Raw genomic sequence first — 14303 nt, forward strand, 5'->3', positions numbered from 1 at the left:
GGCGCGGTTCCGGCCGCGCCTGCCCGGCCGGAGTCAGATGCCGACGACAGTGAGCAGCCGGTCGAGCCCGACGAAGTCCTTCGGGTTTCTGGTCAGCAATGGGATCCGCTGCACGGCCGCCGTCGCGGCGATCTGCAGGTCCATGCGGCGGGGGCGACGATCCCGCCCGAACCGGCGGACCAGTGCGGCAGCCGTGCCGTACATCTTCGCCTACGGCGAACGGCAGGGCGCGAAACTGTTCGAGAGCAGTGTGGTAGCGCTCGACCCGTTCCGCGAGGCGGAGGGGATCATCGGTGGCGAGGCCATAGGCCAGCTCCGCGATGGTCACCGAACTGACGGCAGCCGCCGCGGACGCGAACGAACCCAGGTCGAGGCGTTCGAGATCGATGACCACCGAGGTGTCGAGCAGCACCCGGGCAGGAACTGTCACCGTTCTTCCCCGGGCTCGCCCAGGCCGTCCGGGCCGAAGACAGCGTCGTCGGCCTCTCGTTCGCGGTGCCATTCTGCGCTGTCCATGGGCGGGAGCCCGCGGAAAGCTTCCTGGATCTCGCCGAGGGTCCGGTTTCGCCGCGGTTCTTCCTGGACGCGGTGCGGCACCAGGTCGGCGACCGGTTTTCCATTGCGGGTCACGATGAACATCTCGCCCGCTTCCACCCGCCGCATGATCTTCGCATTGTAGTTGCGCAGCTCTCGCTGACCGATGGAATGCGCCATGACAAATCTGTAGCACCTTTTCAGCAAGAGTGCTACAGGCGTGCTACGTGGCAGGCAACCGCACCGTCACCGCCAGTCCGCCACCGACCACCGGCTCCGCGGACACCGTTCCGCCGTGTGCCTGCACCGCCGCGCGCACGATCGACAATCCCAGCCCCGCACCGGAACGCGCCGTCCGGGCGACCCCCGCGCGGCGGAACGGCTGGAACAGTTCCGGCACCGCCGCCGGGTCCAGCAACCCGCCCGACGAGCGCACCCGCAGCGTCGACCAGTGCGCGCCCGGCTCGGTCGACACTTCGATCCAGCCGCCGTCGACGTTGTGTCGTACCGCGTTCTCGACCAGGTTCCCGGCAATCCGTTCCAGCAAAGCCGGATCCCCGATCGCGGGCGACGGTTGCATCGAGAAATCCGCGCGCAGGCCCCGCTGTTCAGCCTCGCCTCGCACGGCGGACCACGCGCGTTCCACGAGCACCGTCAGGTCGACCAGTTCGCGCGTCGCGAGCCCGGCCCCGTCGGTTCTGGCCAGCAGCAGCAACGAATTCACCAGCTGCCCCGCCCGGTTCGTCGCGTCGAGGACCACCCCGGCCATCCGGCGGAACTCGGCCTCGTCGGCGTGTTCGTCGGACAGCGTGACGTCCAATTCCGTGCGGATCACCGACAGCGGCGTGCGCAATTCGTGGCTCGCGTTGGCCACGAAATGCCGCTGCGAATCGAACGCGTCCTGGAGCCGGTCGAGCATGGCGTCGAACGTGCGGGCCAGTTCGGCCAGTTCGTCGCGCGAGCGGATCTCGCCGATGCGCTCCCCCATCGACTCGATCGACAGCCGTTGCGCGGTCCCGGTGATCTCGCGCAGCGGCCGCAGCACGCGGGAGGTGAACGTCCAGGCCAGGATCGCCGCCGCGGCGACCACGAAGAAGAACGCCAGCGAGCCGAAGATCAGCACCCGGGTGACCGCGTGCGTGCGCAGGTGCTGCGCGAGCGTGGACGCGTCCACGTCGACGCCGTCAACCCGCACGATAGTGCCCGGCGGCATGTGCGGCACGGCGTCGACCGCATCGCCGACGAGCGTCCAGGCCAGCCACAGCAGCAGCAACCCCGCCGCGGCGACCAGTACGGTCGCCAGGACGGTAACGCGCACCCGCAGGCTGCGGGCACCGGGAAGCTTCACTCGGAACCGGCGACCGACACCCGGTAGCCCGAGCCGACCACGGTCTCGATGATGCCCGGTTCGCCGAGCTTCTTGCGCAAGGTCATCACGGTGACCCGGACCGTCGTGGTGAATGGATCGGCGTTCTCGTCCCACACCCGTTCGAGCAGTTCTTCGCTGCTGACCACGGAACCGCCGGCGGACAGCAGCACCTCGAGCACGCCGAACTCCTTGCGGGTCAGCTCGACCGGCCCGCTCGCGCGCCGCACGGTCCGCTTCGCCGGGTCCAGCTCGACGTCGCCCGCGGTGAGCAGCGGCGGCGCGGCGGGCGTCGCGCGGCGGCCCAGTGCCCGTACGCGCGCGACCAGCTCGGGGAAGGCGAACGGCTTGGCGAGATAGTCGTCCGCGCCGAGGGACAGCCCGTCCACCCGGTCGGACACCGAACTGCTCGCGGTGAGCATGAGCACACGCGTCAGCTCGCCGGACGTCACGATCTCGCGGCACAGGTCGTCGCCGGACATCCCGGGCAGGTCGCGGTCGAGCAGCACAACGTCGTACCGCGTGACGGACGACTTCTCGTGCCCGTCGTCGCCCGTGAGCGCGATGTCGACGGCCATGCCCTCCCGCCGCAGCCCGCGGGCGATCGCGTCGGCCAACGGCTCTTCGTCTTCGACTACCAGAACTCGCACGAGACCACAATCCCATAGTTTCCTGAGAGCACCTGAGAGACCTGAGTGGACACTCGGCTTCACCCCCACCGCAACGCGAACCACAGCCGCATTCGCGTTTCCGGATCCGCCAGCCGGACGTCCAGCGCCCGTTCCACCTGTCCGATCCGGTGGCGCACGCTGTTGCGGTGCACTCCGAGTTCGGCGGCGGTGCGGTCCCAGCTTCCGTGGTGCGCCAGCCAGGTCCGCAGGGTCGGCACCAGCTCTCGGCCGTGCGCGCGGTCCAGTTCCCGCAGCGGGGCCAGCAGGCGTTCGGCGAACGCGCCGGCCGCGGCGGGCGGGATCAGTGCGTCGAAGCCGAGCGGGTCGGCGCTGGCGGTCAGCGGACGGGCCAGTGCGCGGGCGCGGGCCAGCAGCAGTTCGGTTTCCGCGACGGCGGCGGGCAGGTCCGCGGCGGGGTGCGGCTGACTGGCGACGACGAGCCAGCCGTGGTCGAGGAGGCCGTCCAGGTCGCCGAGCTCGCCGGCGATGGCGTAGAACCGGGGGCCGGGCAGGACCTGGACCAGCGGGGTGTCGAGCCGGGCGCGCAGCCAGTCCGGTCGCCGGGCGAGTGCGTCCGGGCCGCGCCGGTGGGCGACCCCGGCGACGAGCCGGGCCTCGTCGCTGCCGACCACTCCGGCGAGCGCGTCCGCGCCGGGACCGCCGAGCAACAACGCAGTGGCTGCGGCGCCGAGTTCCGCGCTGTCCGATCCGGCACGGCCGACGAGCCCCAGCAGCGCCGCGCCGACGGCCAGGATCGCCCGGTCTCCGCTGTCGAACCGTTGCACCCGGCCGGCCACGACCAGGTGCGCGGCGGTCGCTTGCGGATAGACCGGTTGCGCGACGACGTGCGTGCCGTCCGGCAATTCCGTCGAGGCGATGCGGATTCCGGAGCGCGAGCGCAGGGTCGCGAGCAATTCCGTGACCGGCGACGGCAGGGGTTGCGGCGCGTCGTAGCCCGCCGCCAGCACGTCCCCGGCGCTGACCATCGCGACCCACCCGTGCAAGCGTCCGGCGAGCGCGGCGACCAACTCCCCCAGGCCGCCGCCCGCGGCTCGCGTCAACGCCTCGCGACCCTCCGCCAGCCGCCGCTCTTCGTGCCGTCCCGCCTCGGCCAGCGCGACCGCGACGGCGCGGTTGATCGCCAGAAACGGTGTCGCGGGCGGCACCACCAGCAGCGGCAGACCGTGCTCCGCGCAGGCGTCACGCAACGAGGACGGCAGGGTTTCGGAGACCGTCCGGGTGAGGCCGAAGCCGAGCGCGGTCACGCCCGCGTCGCGCAGCCCCCGGACGTAGCGGTCGGCGTCCTTCGGCAGGTTCACGCCCGCGGTCAGCACGAGTTCGGCACCGACCAGGTACGGCGCGGGGTCGGCCAGTTCGCTCACGTGCGCCCACCGCACCGGCCGGTCCAGCGCGCCCGGGCGCAGCGTTTCGGGCACGACGTCGAGCGCCAGGTCCGGGTTGCCGGCGACGGTGCGTAGTGGAACTGTCACCTCCGCGGGCAACAGCACGTCCTGCTGGGTCATTTCAACCAATCTTCGGCGAGGTCCTGGATACATCGTCCCATGCCGTCGCGGGGTCGCCCGACCCTACGGTGTCCCGCAAGAACCCCACCCCGTTTCAAGGAGGACCCGTGGGCGGCGACTATGCGGTGATCGCGCTGTACATCGCGGGCATGATCGGGGTCGGCTGGATAGGCCTCCGGCTGGCCAAGACCAAATCCGACTACCTGGTCGCCGGACGGCGGCTCGGCTGGTTCATGTACTCCGGCACGATGTCGGCCGTCGTGCTCGGCGGCGCGTCGACCGTCGGCGGCGTGAAGCTCGGCTACACCTACGGCATTTCCGGCGCGTGGCTGGTGATCACCATCGGCGCCGGGATCCTGGTGCTGCACGCGGTGTTCGCGCGGCGGCTGGTGAAACTGCGCGTCTACACCGTCGGCGAGATGCTCGACCTGCGCTACGGCGGGCGCGCGAGCGCGGTGTCCGGCGTGGTGATGTGGGGCTACACGCTGATGCTCACCGTCACCTCGACGCTGGCGTTCGCGTCGATCTTCAAGGTGCTGTTCTCGATCCCCAGCTGGGCCGGGATCGCGATCGGCGGGTCGATCGTGGTGCTGTACTCGGTGCTCGGCGGCATGTGGTCGATCACGCTGACCGACATCGCGCAGTTCGTGATCAAGACGATCGGCATCCTGTTCGTGCTGCTGCCGGTCGCGCTCGTCTCGGCGGGCGGCTTCAGCGGGATGGCCGAGAAGCTGGACGCGTCGTACTTCGAGTTCACCTCGATCGGCGGCGAGACGATCCTGACCTACTTCCTGATCTACACGTTCGGACTGCTGATCGGGCAGGACATCTGGCAGCGCGTGTTCACCGCGCGCACGCCGCGCGTCGCGACCGGCGGCGGCGTCATCTCCGGCGTGTACTGCCTCGTTTACGGCATCGCGGGCGCGCTGATCGGTACGGCGGCGAAGGTGCTGTACCCGGATCTCGGCAGCGCGCAGGACGCCTTCGCGACCATCGCGGAGCGCCTGCTGCCCACCGGCGTACGCGGTCTCGTGCTCGCTGCGGCGCTGTCGGCGCTGATGTCGACTTCGAGCGGCGCGCTCATCGCGTGCGCCACCACGACGACTTCGGACCTGTTGCGCAGGGTCGGCCTTAAGAGTGGCGAGGTCTTGCGTAACCGAGTGACGACACTTGTGCTGGGCATCGTGGCCATCGGTATCGCAATGCTCGTGGACGACGTCGTCAACGCGCTCACCATCGCGTACGACATCCTCGTCGGCGGCCTGCTCGTGACGATCATCGGCGCGCTGTTCTGGAAGCGCGGTACTCGCGAAGGCGCGTACGCGTCGATGGTGGCCGGCACGGTATCCGTGATCGCCTTCATGATCATCGACGGAGTCGCGGCCAACAGTCCGATTTATTGGGGCCTCGGCGTCAGCCTGATCGTGTACGTCGGCGTCAGCCTCGCGACACCGCGTACGCCGGACAGCATTCTTTCCGTGTGGACTCAACGTCTGCATGGCTCCGACAACCCCACAGCCGCTGAAGATCTCAGCGCATCCGAAATCCGACAGGAGTTGCCCCAGTGAGTGAACAGCGTCCGGTCGGCCCGCTCGACTCGTCGCAGATCCCGCGTTTCGCCGGCTTCGCGACCTTCGCGAGGCTGCCGCGGATCGACGAAGTGCCGAGCGCCGACGTAGCCGTGGTCGGCGTGCCGTTCGACTCCGGCGTGTCGTACCGCCCCGGCGCGCGGTTCGGTCCTTCGGCGCTGCGCGAGGCGAGCCGGCTGCTGCGGCCGTACCATCCGGGCCTGGACGTTTCGCCGTTCGCGGAAAAGCAGGTCGTGGACGCGGGGGACATCGCGATCAACCCGTTCCACATCGGCGAAGCGATCGAGAAGCTGCAGCAGGAGGCTGAAGCGCTTACCGCGGGTGAGACGAAGCTGGTGACCGTCGGCGGCGACCACACCATCGCGCTCCCGCTGCTGCGCGCGGCGGCGAAGAAGCACGGTCCCGTTGCGCTGCTTCACTTCGACGCCCACCTCGACACCTGGGACACCTACTTCGGCGAGCCATACACCCACGGCACGCCGTTCCGTCGTGCGGTCGAAGAAGGCATCCTCGACACCAGCGCCGTGTCGCACGTGGGCACGCGCGGCCCGCTGTACGGCAAGCGTGACCTCGAGGAGGACCGTCGTCTCGGCTTCGGCATCGTCACCTCCGGCGACGTGCTGCGCCGCGGCATCGACGAGACGGTGGACGCCCTTCGGCAGCGCATCGGCGACCGTCCGCTGTATGTGTCCGTCGACATCGACGTGCTCGACCCCGCGCACGCTCCCGGCACCGGCACCCCGGAAGCGGGCGGCATGACCAGCCGCGAACTACTGGAGATCCTGCGCGGCCTGCGCGGGCTCAACCTGGTCGGCGCGGACGTCGTGGAGCTGGCCCCGGCCTACGACCACGCCGAGATCACCGCGGTCGCCGCCTCGCACGTCGCCTACGACCTGGTCAGCCTGCTGGCGCTGGGGCGCGGCGCATGACCCGGATCGGCGGCGACGTTGTCGTAGAGACGCTGCGGGCGCTCGGTGCGGACACCGTGTTCGGCCTTCCCGGACAGCACGCGCTCGGCCTGTTCGAGGCGCTGCGCCGGGCGGACGACCTGCGTGTGGTCAGCTCGCGCGTGGAGAACAATCTCGCCTTCGCCGCGGACGGCCACGCACGCGCCCGGCTCGCCGCCGATCCGCACGGCCCGGTGCCGGTCACGCCGATGATCGTGTCGACCGGTCCCGGCGCGCTGCTCACCCTGGCGTCGCTGCAGGAAGCGCGCGCGGCTTCGGTGCCGGTGCTCGGGATCTCCAGCCAGATCCCGGTCGCCGGGCTCGGCGGCGGACGGCACGGCTACCTGCACGAATTGCCCGACCAGCAGGCCAGCTTCCGCGATGTCGTGAAGTCGGTGCACGTGGTCCGGTCGATCAGCCAGATCCCGACCGCGCTGCGCGAGGCGTGGGAATCCGCCGCGACCGCGCCGTACGGGCCGGTCTGGGTGGAAATCCCGCAGGACGTGCTGCTCGCCACGGCGAACCTGCCGCGGCTGACGTCGGTAACCGCGGCTCCGGCACCGCTCGAACCGCTGCCCGAGCTGGTGGCCGAAGCCGCGAAACTCCTTGATGCAGCGAAGAATCCGGTGATCCTCGCCGGTGGCGGCGCGCTGCGGTCCGGGGCGCACGACGGACTGCGGCGGCTCGCGGAAACCCTGCGCGCGCCGGTGGTGTCGACGTTCGGCGGCAAGGGCGTTTTCGCCTGGGACCACGAGCTGTCCGCGCAATCGTGGATGGAAGACTGGCACACCACCGAATTCCTCTCCGACGCCGACGTCCTGCTGGTGCTCGGCTCCGGACTGGGCGAGCTGTCCAGCAACTACCGCGAGTTCGCGCCGAACGGGCGGATCGTGCAGGTGGAAGCGGATCTCGGGAAACTCGAGTCGAACTACCCCGCGCTCGCGCTGCACGCCGACGTCCGGCACACGCTCCGCGCGTTGCTGGATCAGCTCACCCCGCGCGCTGCGGACGGACGAGCCGAAGCGGCGGTGAAGGACCTCCTCGCGCGCGTGGAGTCCAGGTTGGACAGTCAGCCGCTCGCCGCGGAACGGAAGCTGATCGACGACATCCGCGCCGCGCTTCCCGAAGGAACGCAAACCTTCTGGGACATGACGATCGCGGCCTACTGGGCGTGGTCGGCGTGGAATCCGGACGGCGCGCCGATCCACACCGCGCAGGGTGCGGGCGGTCTCGGCTACGGCCTTCCCGGCGCGCTCGGGGCCGCCGCGGCAGGCGTGCGGTCGCTGGCCGTGTCCGGCGACGGCGGCGCGATGTACGGACTGGCCGAGCTGGCCACCGCCGTGCAGCATCAACTCGACGTGACTTGGCTGGTGATCGACGACGGCGGCTACGGCATCCTGCGCGAATACCTGACCGGCGCGTTCGGCCAGACCACCGCGACCGAACTGCCGCGACCGGATTTCGTCGCACTGGCCGAGTCGTTCGGCATCCCCGCCCGGAAGACCACTGTGGACACTGTCCGCACCGATCTCGCCGACGCGCTGCGCGCCCCGGGCCCGTCCGTCGTCGTGCTTCCCGCGCTGCTGAAGATGTTCGCCCCCACCCATCTGGAGCACTCGTGACCCACATCCGCAACTTCGTCGGCGGCGCTTTGGTCGATGCCGAGGCGACCCTCGAGCTGACGAACCCGGCCACCGGCAAGGTCTTCGGCACCAGTGTCCTTTCCGGACGGAACGAAATCGACCTCGCCATGGAGTCGGCGGCGCGCGCGTTCCGGTCGTGGCGGCGCAGCACGCCCGCGCAGCGCCAGGAAGCGCTGCTCAAGCTCGCCGACGCGCTGGAAGCCCGCGCGGAAGAGTTCGCCGACGCCGAGGTCCGCGAGACCGGCAAGGTCCGTTCGGTCATGCTGGACGAGGAAATCCCGGAGTGCGTAAGCACGTTGCGGTTCTTCGCCGGTGCCGCCCGGCAGCTCGAAGGCACTGGCGCGGGCGAGTACCTGCCCGGGCACACGTCGGTGATCCGCCGCGAGCCGATCGGTGTGTGCGCGCAGATCGCGCCGTGGAACTACCCGCTGATGATGGCGGTCTGGAAGATCGGCCCCGCGCTCGCCGCGGGCAACACCGTGGTGCTCAAGCCCGCGGAAACCACGCCGTCCACCGCGGTGCTGCTGGCCGAAACCGCGGCGGAATTCCTGCCTCCGGGCGTGTTCAACGTCCTGTGCGGCGACCGCGAAACCGGCCGCGCGCTGGTCCGGCACCCGAGTACCGACCTCGTGTCCATCACTGGCTCGACGCGCGCCGGCATCGACGTGGCCACCGTCGCCGCGGCCGATCTCAAGCGCACCCACCTGGAACTGGGCGGCAACGCTCCCCTGCTGGTCTTCCCGGACACCGACCTCGCCGACACCGCGGAGCGGATCGCCGACGCCGCGTTCTACAACGCCGGACAGGACTGCACGGCGGGCAGCCGCGTGCTGGTGCACGAGAGCATTCACGACGAATTCGTGGCCGCGCTGGCGAAAACGGCCGAAACCCGTCGTCCGGACGTCGACTACGGCCCGCTCAACAGCCGTGCCCAGCTCGACCGCGTGCTCGGCCTGCTGGAGCGATTGCCGTCGCACGCCCACGTCGAAACCGGCGGCACCGCGACCGGACCGGGCTTCCAGCTCGCGCCGACCGTCGTGTCCGGCCTCCGCCAGGACGACGAACTGGTCCAGGAGGAAATCTTCGCACCGGTCATCACCGTCCAGCCGTTCGCCGACGAGACGGAAGCGCTGGAGCTGGCCAACGGCGTCCCGTACGGCCTGGCTTCTTCGGTCTGGACGAACGACGTCGCCCGCGTCGCACGAGTGTCGCGCGACCTCGATTTCGGCTGTGTGTGGGTGAATACGCACGGCCCGCTGACCGCCGAAATGCCGCACGGCGGGTTCGGCCATTCGGGGCACGGCAAGGATCTCTCGGCGTACTCGTTCGCCGAGTACACCCGCGTCAAGCACGTGATGACGAGGTTCGAGTAATGAGCGACAAGGTCACCGAGGTCGAACAACACGGCATCGCGCCGATCCCGCCCGCCGAGCAGACGTCCCGGCCGCGCGACCTGTTCCGGCTCGCGTTCGGCGGGGCCAACACGTTCGCCACGATCATCCTCGGCACGCTGCCGATCGCGTACGGGCTGAGCTTCTGGGCGGCACTCGCGGCGACGGTCGTGGGCGTGGTGCTCGGCGCGCTCGTGCTGTCCCCGATGGCTTTGTTCGGGCCGACCACCCGCACCAACAACGCGGTTTCGTCCGGCGCGCACTTCGGCGTGGTCGGCCGGTGCGTCGGTTCGTTCCTGTCGCTGCTCACCGCGATCACCTTCTTCGCGATCTCGGTGTGGGTGAGCGGCGACGCGGTAGCCGGTGCGGCACAACGGCTTTTCGGCATCCACGGCGGGCCGGTCCTGCGCGCGGTCGCTTACGGCGTGATCGCGATCGCCGTGCTCGTCGTGTGCATTTACGGCTACCGCTTCATGCTGCTGGTCAACCGCGTCGCGGTGACCCTGGGCACGCTCATCATGCTGATCGGGATTTTCGCCTACGGCGGCTCGTTCGACCCGTCGTTCGCCGGCAGCGGCCACTTCGCCCTCGGCACCTTCTGGCCGACGTGGATCCTCGCCGTGCTGACCGTGATGGCGAACCCGATCTCGTTCGGCGCGTTCCTGGGCGACTGGTCGCGCTACATCCCCGCTATCCACTCGCGGCGCTCGCTGCTGGCCGCGCCGTTCCTCGCGCAACTGGCGACGCTGCTGCCGTTCGGCTTCGGCATCGCGACCGCGACCCTGGTCGCCGACCCGGCCGACTACGTCACCGGACTGACCGCGATTTCCCCGCTCTGGTACGCGATCCCGCTGATCGTGGTCGCGCTGATCGGCGGTTTGTCCACCGGCACCACCGCGTTGTACGGCACCGGCCTGGACTTCAGCTCGATCTTTCCCCGGCTGTCCCGGGTCCAGGCGACGCTGCTCATCGGAACACTGAGCGTGCTGTTCATCTTCGTCGGCAATTTCGTGCTCGACATGGTGTCCAGCATCAACGCGTTCGCGACGCTGATCGTGCTGTGCACGTCGCCGTGGATGGTGATCATGATGATCGGCTACGTGCAGCGCCGCGGCTACTACGACCCGGCTGACCTGCAGGTGTTCAACGAAGGCCGCACCGGCGGCCGGTACTGGTTCCACCGGGGCGTCAACTGGCGCGCAATGGCGGCCTGGATCCCGGCCACCGGACTGGGGTTGCTGTGCGCGAACACGCCGATGATCACCGGCCCGCTGGCGGGCATCGCGGGCGGCGTGGACATCAGCCTGGTGGTGACGCTGTGCACGGCCGCGGTGGCGTATCCGGTGCTGGTGAAGGTGTTCCCGGAGCCGCGGGAGGTCTTCGGGCCTTCTCCGGCTGTCGCTGAGGAAGCGGTGTCCGCCGAGGCGTGAACGGAGGCTTCCCGCCAGTCACAGGGAGACGCGAGCGACGCGGTACGCGCACGGGCGGGCTGTGGGACGATCCTGTCCCCGAAACCCGTTGTCCGGGAGGCAATTCGTGACGTTCGCAGTCGGCATCTTCGACTTGTTCAGCTTCGCCGTGCCCGGAGCCGTCCAGTTGTCGCTGCTGGTCTACGTCCTCGACCGGTTGGGGATCCTGCACGTCGCCGCGCTGACCTCCGCCCCGGGAGCGCTGTTGGTCGCCGGTGCGGTGGTGGCCAGTTATCTGCTCGGACATCTCTTCCACCCGCTGGCCGCGCTGCTGGAGCGGGTGCGCCCCCGACGCGACGCGGAGGAGGCCCGACAGGAGTTCGTCGCCCAGGTTCCGCAGGCTCGCGACCGTGCTTACGTCCAGGCCAACCCGGCGCTGCTGGTCGCAGCGGCGGAACTGCACGACAAGGACGCCGCGGGAGAAATTCTCCGGATGCGCGCACAGTCGGTGATGCTGCGCAACATCGCCTTCGCGTTCACGCTGGCCGCGGTGGTCGCGCTCGTGCAGACCGCGACCGGGCCGCATCGGATGGTCGCCGCCGGGGCCGCCGCGCTCGCAGTGCTCGGCGCGGCCGGGGCGCTGGGCAGCGGTCGGAAGGTCTGGCACATGTCCCGGATGAAGACGCTCGAGATCTGCTACTGGATTCCGGACATCGACCAGACCTTCGCCGCCCAAGCTCCGGCGGCGGGCTAGCGGGTAGGCCCCGCCGAGGCAGGAAGAGGGCGGGTCCCCTTTGCGGGAACCCGCCGGTTCAAGCGCTCAGCTGCGGAGCTTCCGCTCAGGCGCGCGGCTTCTGCCCCGCAGTCTCGTCCACCTCGGCACCCAGCCGCGTGCCTCGCCCGGTCCGTCCCGCTCAGCCGCGGAGCTTCCGTCAGGCGCGGCTTCTCCCCTGCGGTCTCATCGATATCAACGCCCAGCCGCATACCTCCGCGCGGCTCGCGGAGCTTCGCTCAGGCGCGCGGCTTCTCCCCCGCAGTCGCCTCCACGTCGGCCCCCAGCCGCGCGGTTCCGCGCGGCCCGTCCCGCTCAGCCGCGGAGCTTCCGTTAGGCGCGGTTTATCCCCTGCGGTCTCATCCATATCAACGCCCAGCCGCATGTTTCCGCCCGGCTCGCGGAGCTTTCGCTCAGGCGCGCGGCTTCTCCCGCGCGGTCGCCTCCACCTCGACACCCAGCCGTATGGTTCCGCCCGGCCAGTCCCGGTCAGGCGCGCGGCTTCTCCCCCGCGGTCGCCTCCACGTCGGCGCCCAGCCGTCCCGAGGCCCACTCCGTGATTCGCCGCGCTACGTCTTGGGCGGTCAGGCCGATCCGGTCCAGCACCTCGGCCCGCGTCCCGTGGTCGTGGAACGCCTGCGGCACCGCGAGATCGCGCAACGGGACGTCGCATTCGGCGTCCCGCAGCACCGCCGCCAGTGCCGAGCCGAAACCGCCGTGGCGGCCGCTGTCCTCGACTGTCACCACGAGTTTGTGCTGCTCCGCCAGCGCGACCAGCTCCGCGGGCACCGGCACCACCCAGCGCGGGTCGGCGACCGTCACGCCGATGCCCTGGTCCGCCAGGCGGTCCGCAGCCGACAGCGCCAGCTGCGCGAACGGGCCCACCGCGACCAGCAACACGTCCGTCGAACCCGAGGGACGGCGCAGCACGTCGACCGTGCCAATGCGTTCCACCGCTGGCACGTCCGGGCCGACGCTGCCCTTCGAGAACCTCAGCGCGGTCGGGCCGTCCTGCACCGCGACCGCTTCGCGCAGCTCCTCGCGCAGCGTTCCCGGGTCGCGCGGCGCGGCGACTCGCATGCCCGGCACCATACCCAGCAGCGACAGGTCCCACATGCCGTGGTGGCTCGGGCCGTCCGGACCGGTGATGCCGGCGCGGTCCAGCACGAACGTCACCGGCTGGCGGTGCAGCGCGACGTCCATCAGCACCTGGTCGAACGCCCGGTTCAGGAACGTCGAGTACAGCGCGACGACCGGGTGGCAGCCGCCCATCGCGAGCCCGGCCGCGGACGTCACCGCGTGCTGCTCGGCGATGCCGACGTCGAACCAGCGGTCCGGGAACCGCTCGGAGAACTTCTCCAGCCCGGTCGAGCGCAGCATCGCGGCGGTGATCGCCACGACGTCCTCGCGCTCCTCGCCGATCTTCGCCAGCTCGTCGCCGAACACGCCGGTCCAGCTGGGGCCCTTCACCGGCGGCAGGCCGGTCTCCGGGTCGATCGGGTCGGTCTGGTGCATCTGGTCGGCCTGGTGGTTCACCGCGGGCGCGTAGCCGTGGCCCTTCTCGGTGACCACGTGCACGATCACCGAGCCGCCGAACGCCCGCGCGCTCTGGAACGCCTTCTCCAGCGCGACGAGGTCGTGTCCGTCGACCGGACCGAGGTACTTCAGGCCGAGATCGGAGAACATCACCTGCGGGCTCAGCGCGTCCTTGATGCCCGCCTTGGCCGCGTGCAGCGCGGCGTAGATCGGCTTGCCGACGACCGGGGTGCTGCGCAGCAGCTCGCGCCCGCCGTCCAGCAGCCGCTCGTAGCCCGGCTGCAGCCGCAGCGACGCCAGGTGGTCGGCCATCCCGCCGATGGTCGGCGAGTACGACCGGCCGTTGTCGTTGACCACGATCACGACCGGACGGTCCTTGCGGCCGGCGATGTTGTTGAGCGCCTCCCAGCACATGCCGCCGGTGAGCGCACCGTCGCCGACGACCGCGACCGCGTGCCTGCGCGGGCCGCCGGCCAGCTCGAACGCCTTCGCCATTCCATCCACATAGGACAGTGCGGTGGACGCGTGGCTGTTCTCGACCAGGTCGTGCTCGCTCTCGCCGCGGCACGGGTATCCGGTGGGGCCGCCCTGCTGGCGCAGCTTGTCGAAGCCGCCGTGCCGCCCAGTGACGATTTTGTGCACGTACGCCTGGTGCCCGACGTCCCACACGATCGCGTCGCGCGGCGAATCGAACACCCGGTGCAACGCCAGCGTCAGCTCGACGACGCCCAGGTTGGGGCCGAGGTGCCCGCCGCTGCGGCGGACCTTGTCCACGAGGAAGTCCCTGATCTCGGCCGCAAGCTCGCCGAGGTCCTCGACGCTCATGCGCTTCAGGTCCGCCGGTCCGTGCACCGAGTCCAGCATGGTCACCGCTCCACCCCGTCCGTTTCTGCCTCCGCCGGTTCCGGCCAGTCTACGGACG

The 14303-nt window shown here is 70.3% G+C and carries 12 protein-coding genes; 6 read left to right on the top strand and 6 right to left on the bottom strand.

The window, feature by feature from the left end; translation table 11 throughout:
• Window positions 1-33: 33 nt before the first annotated feature.
• From ATK30_RS46030 to ATK30_RS05845, 5 genes are all read right to left on the bottom strand, one after another.
• The gene (locus tag ATK30_RS46030) at window positions 34-204 is read right to left on the bottom strand and encodes a PIN domain-containing protein (RefSeq protein ID WP_244194529.1); all 171 of its coding nucleotides are present in this window, start codon (window positions 202-204) and stop codon (window positions 34-36) included.
• 222 nt (window positions 205-426) lie between these two features.
• Window positions 427-714: a type II toxin-antitoxin system Phd/YefM family antitoxin gene (locus ATK30_RS05830; protein ID WP_101434660.1), complete on the bottom strand. Its 288-nt coding sequence runs from the start codon at window positions 712-714 to the stop codon at window positions 427-429.
• 43 nt (window positions 715-757) lie between these two features.
• On the bottom strand, window positions 758-1882 hold the full coding sequence (locus tag ATK30_RS05835) for a sensor histidine kinase (RefSeq protein ID WP_101434661.1): 1125 nt from the start codon (window positions 1880-1882) through the stop codon (window positions 758-760).
• Window positions 1879-2550, bottom strand: a complete 672-nt coding sequence (locus ATK30_RS05840; protein ID WP_009075614.1) for a response regulator transcription factor — start codon at window positions 2548-2550, stop codon at window positions 1879-1881. Before ATK30_RS05840 ends, ATK30_RS05835 begins: the two co-directional genes overlap by 4 nt.
• 59 nt (window positions 2551-2609) lie before the next feature.
• A complete protein-coding gene (locus ATK30_RS05845; protein ID WP_101434662.1) occupies window positions 2610-4094 on the bottom strand; it encodes a PucR family transcriptional regulator in 1485 nt (494 codons plus the stop codon).
• 107 nt (window positions 4095-4201) lie between these two features.
• Here ATK30_RS05845 and ATK30_RS05850 point away from each other — a divergent pair, with 107 nt between their 5' ends.
• The 6 genes from ATK30_RS05850 to ATK30_RS05875 all read left to right on the top strand — a co-directional run bounded on the left by ATK30_RS05850 (window position 4202) and on the right by ATK30_RS05875 (window position 11827).
• Window positions 4202-5662: a sodium:solute symporter family protein gene (locus ATK30_RS05850; protein ID WP_101434663.1), complete on the top strand. Its 1461-nt coding sequence runs from the start codon at window positions 4202-4204 to the stop codon at window positions 5660-5662.
• On the top strand, window positions 5659-6612 hold the full coding sequence (speB, locus tag ATK30_RS05855) for an agmatinase (protein WP_101434664.1): 954 nt from the start codon (window positions 5659-5661) through the stop codon (window positions 6610-6612). The genes ATK30_RS05850 and speB overlap by 4 nt, the downstream gene beginning before the upstream one ends.
• The gene (locus ATK30_RS05860; protein WP_101434665.1) at window positions 6609-8252 is read left to right on the top strand and encodes a thiamine pyrophosphate-binding protein; all 1644 of its coding nucleotides are present in this window, start codon (window positions 6609-6611) and stop codon (window positions 8250-8252) included. The genes speB and ATK30_RS05860 overlap by 4 nt, the downstream gene beginning before the upstream one ends.
• Entirely contained in the window at window positions 8249-9646 is a 1398-nt protein-coding gene (locus tag ATK30_RS05865) for an aminobutyraldehyde dehydrogenase (protein WP_101434666.1), read from the top strand. The genes ATK30_RS05860 and ATK30_RS05865 overlap by 4 nt, the downstream gene beginning before the upstream one ends.
• Window positions 9646-11094, top strand: coding sequence for a purine-cytosine permease family protein (locus ATK30_RS05870; protein WP_101434667.1), 1449 nt, complete (start codon window positions 9646-9648; stop codon window positions 11092-11094). The genes ATK30_RS05865 and ATK30_RS05870 overlap by 1 nt, the downstream gene beginning before the upstream one ends.
• Window positions 11095-11200: 106 nt before the next feature.
• The gene (locus tag ATK30_RS05875; RefSeq protein ID WP_167441843.1) at window positions 11201-11827 is read left to right on the top strand and encodes a hypothetical protein; all 627 of its coding nucleotides are present in this window, start codon (window positions 11201-11203) and stop codon (window positions 11825-11827) included.
• A gap of 507 nt (window positions 11828-12334) precedes the next feature.
• Here the strand turns inward: ATK30_RS05875 and dxs are convergent.
• Entirely contained in the window at window positions 12335-14251 is a 1917-nt protein-coding gene (dxs, locus tag ATK30_RS05880) for a 1-deoxy-D-xylulose-5-phosphate synthase (protein ID WP_101434669.1), read from the bottom strand.
• Between the last annotated feature and the right edge of the window lie 52 nt (window positions 14252-14303).

Origin of the sequence: Amycolatopsis echigonensis (genome assembly GCF_002846615.1) — a bacterium.
GTDB classification, from domain to species: domain Bacteria; phylum Actinomycetota; class Actinomycetes; order Mycobacteriales; family Pseudonocardiaceae; genus Amycolatopsis; species Amycolatopsis echigonensis.

What these genes read in the sequence shown, in the direction of transcription:
- ATK30_RS05870 (WP_101434667.1), top strand. Translation starts at nt 9,646, where the DNA reads ATGAGCGACAAGGTCACCGAGGTCGAACAACACGGCATCGCGCCGATC.
- ATK30_RS46030 (WP_244194529.1), bottom strand. Translation starts at nt 204, where the DNA reads ATGTACGGCACGGCTGCCGCACTGGTCCGCCGGTTCGGGCGGGATCGT.
- ATK30_RS05860 (WP_101434665.1), top strand. Translation starts at nt 6,609, where the DNA reads ATGACCCGGATCGGCGGCGACGTTGTCGTAGAGACGCTGCGGGCGCTC.
- ATK30_RS05845 (WP_101434662.1), bottom strand. Translation starts at nt 4,094, where the DNA reads ATGACCCAGCAGGACGTGCTGTTGCCCGCGGAGGTGACAGTTCCACTA.
- ATK30_RS05830 (WP_101434660.1), bottom strand. Translation starts at nt 714, where the DNA reads ATGGCGCATTCCATCGGTCAGCGAGAGCTGCGCAACTACAATGCGAAG.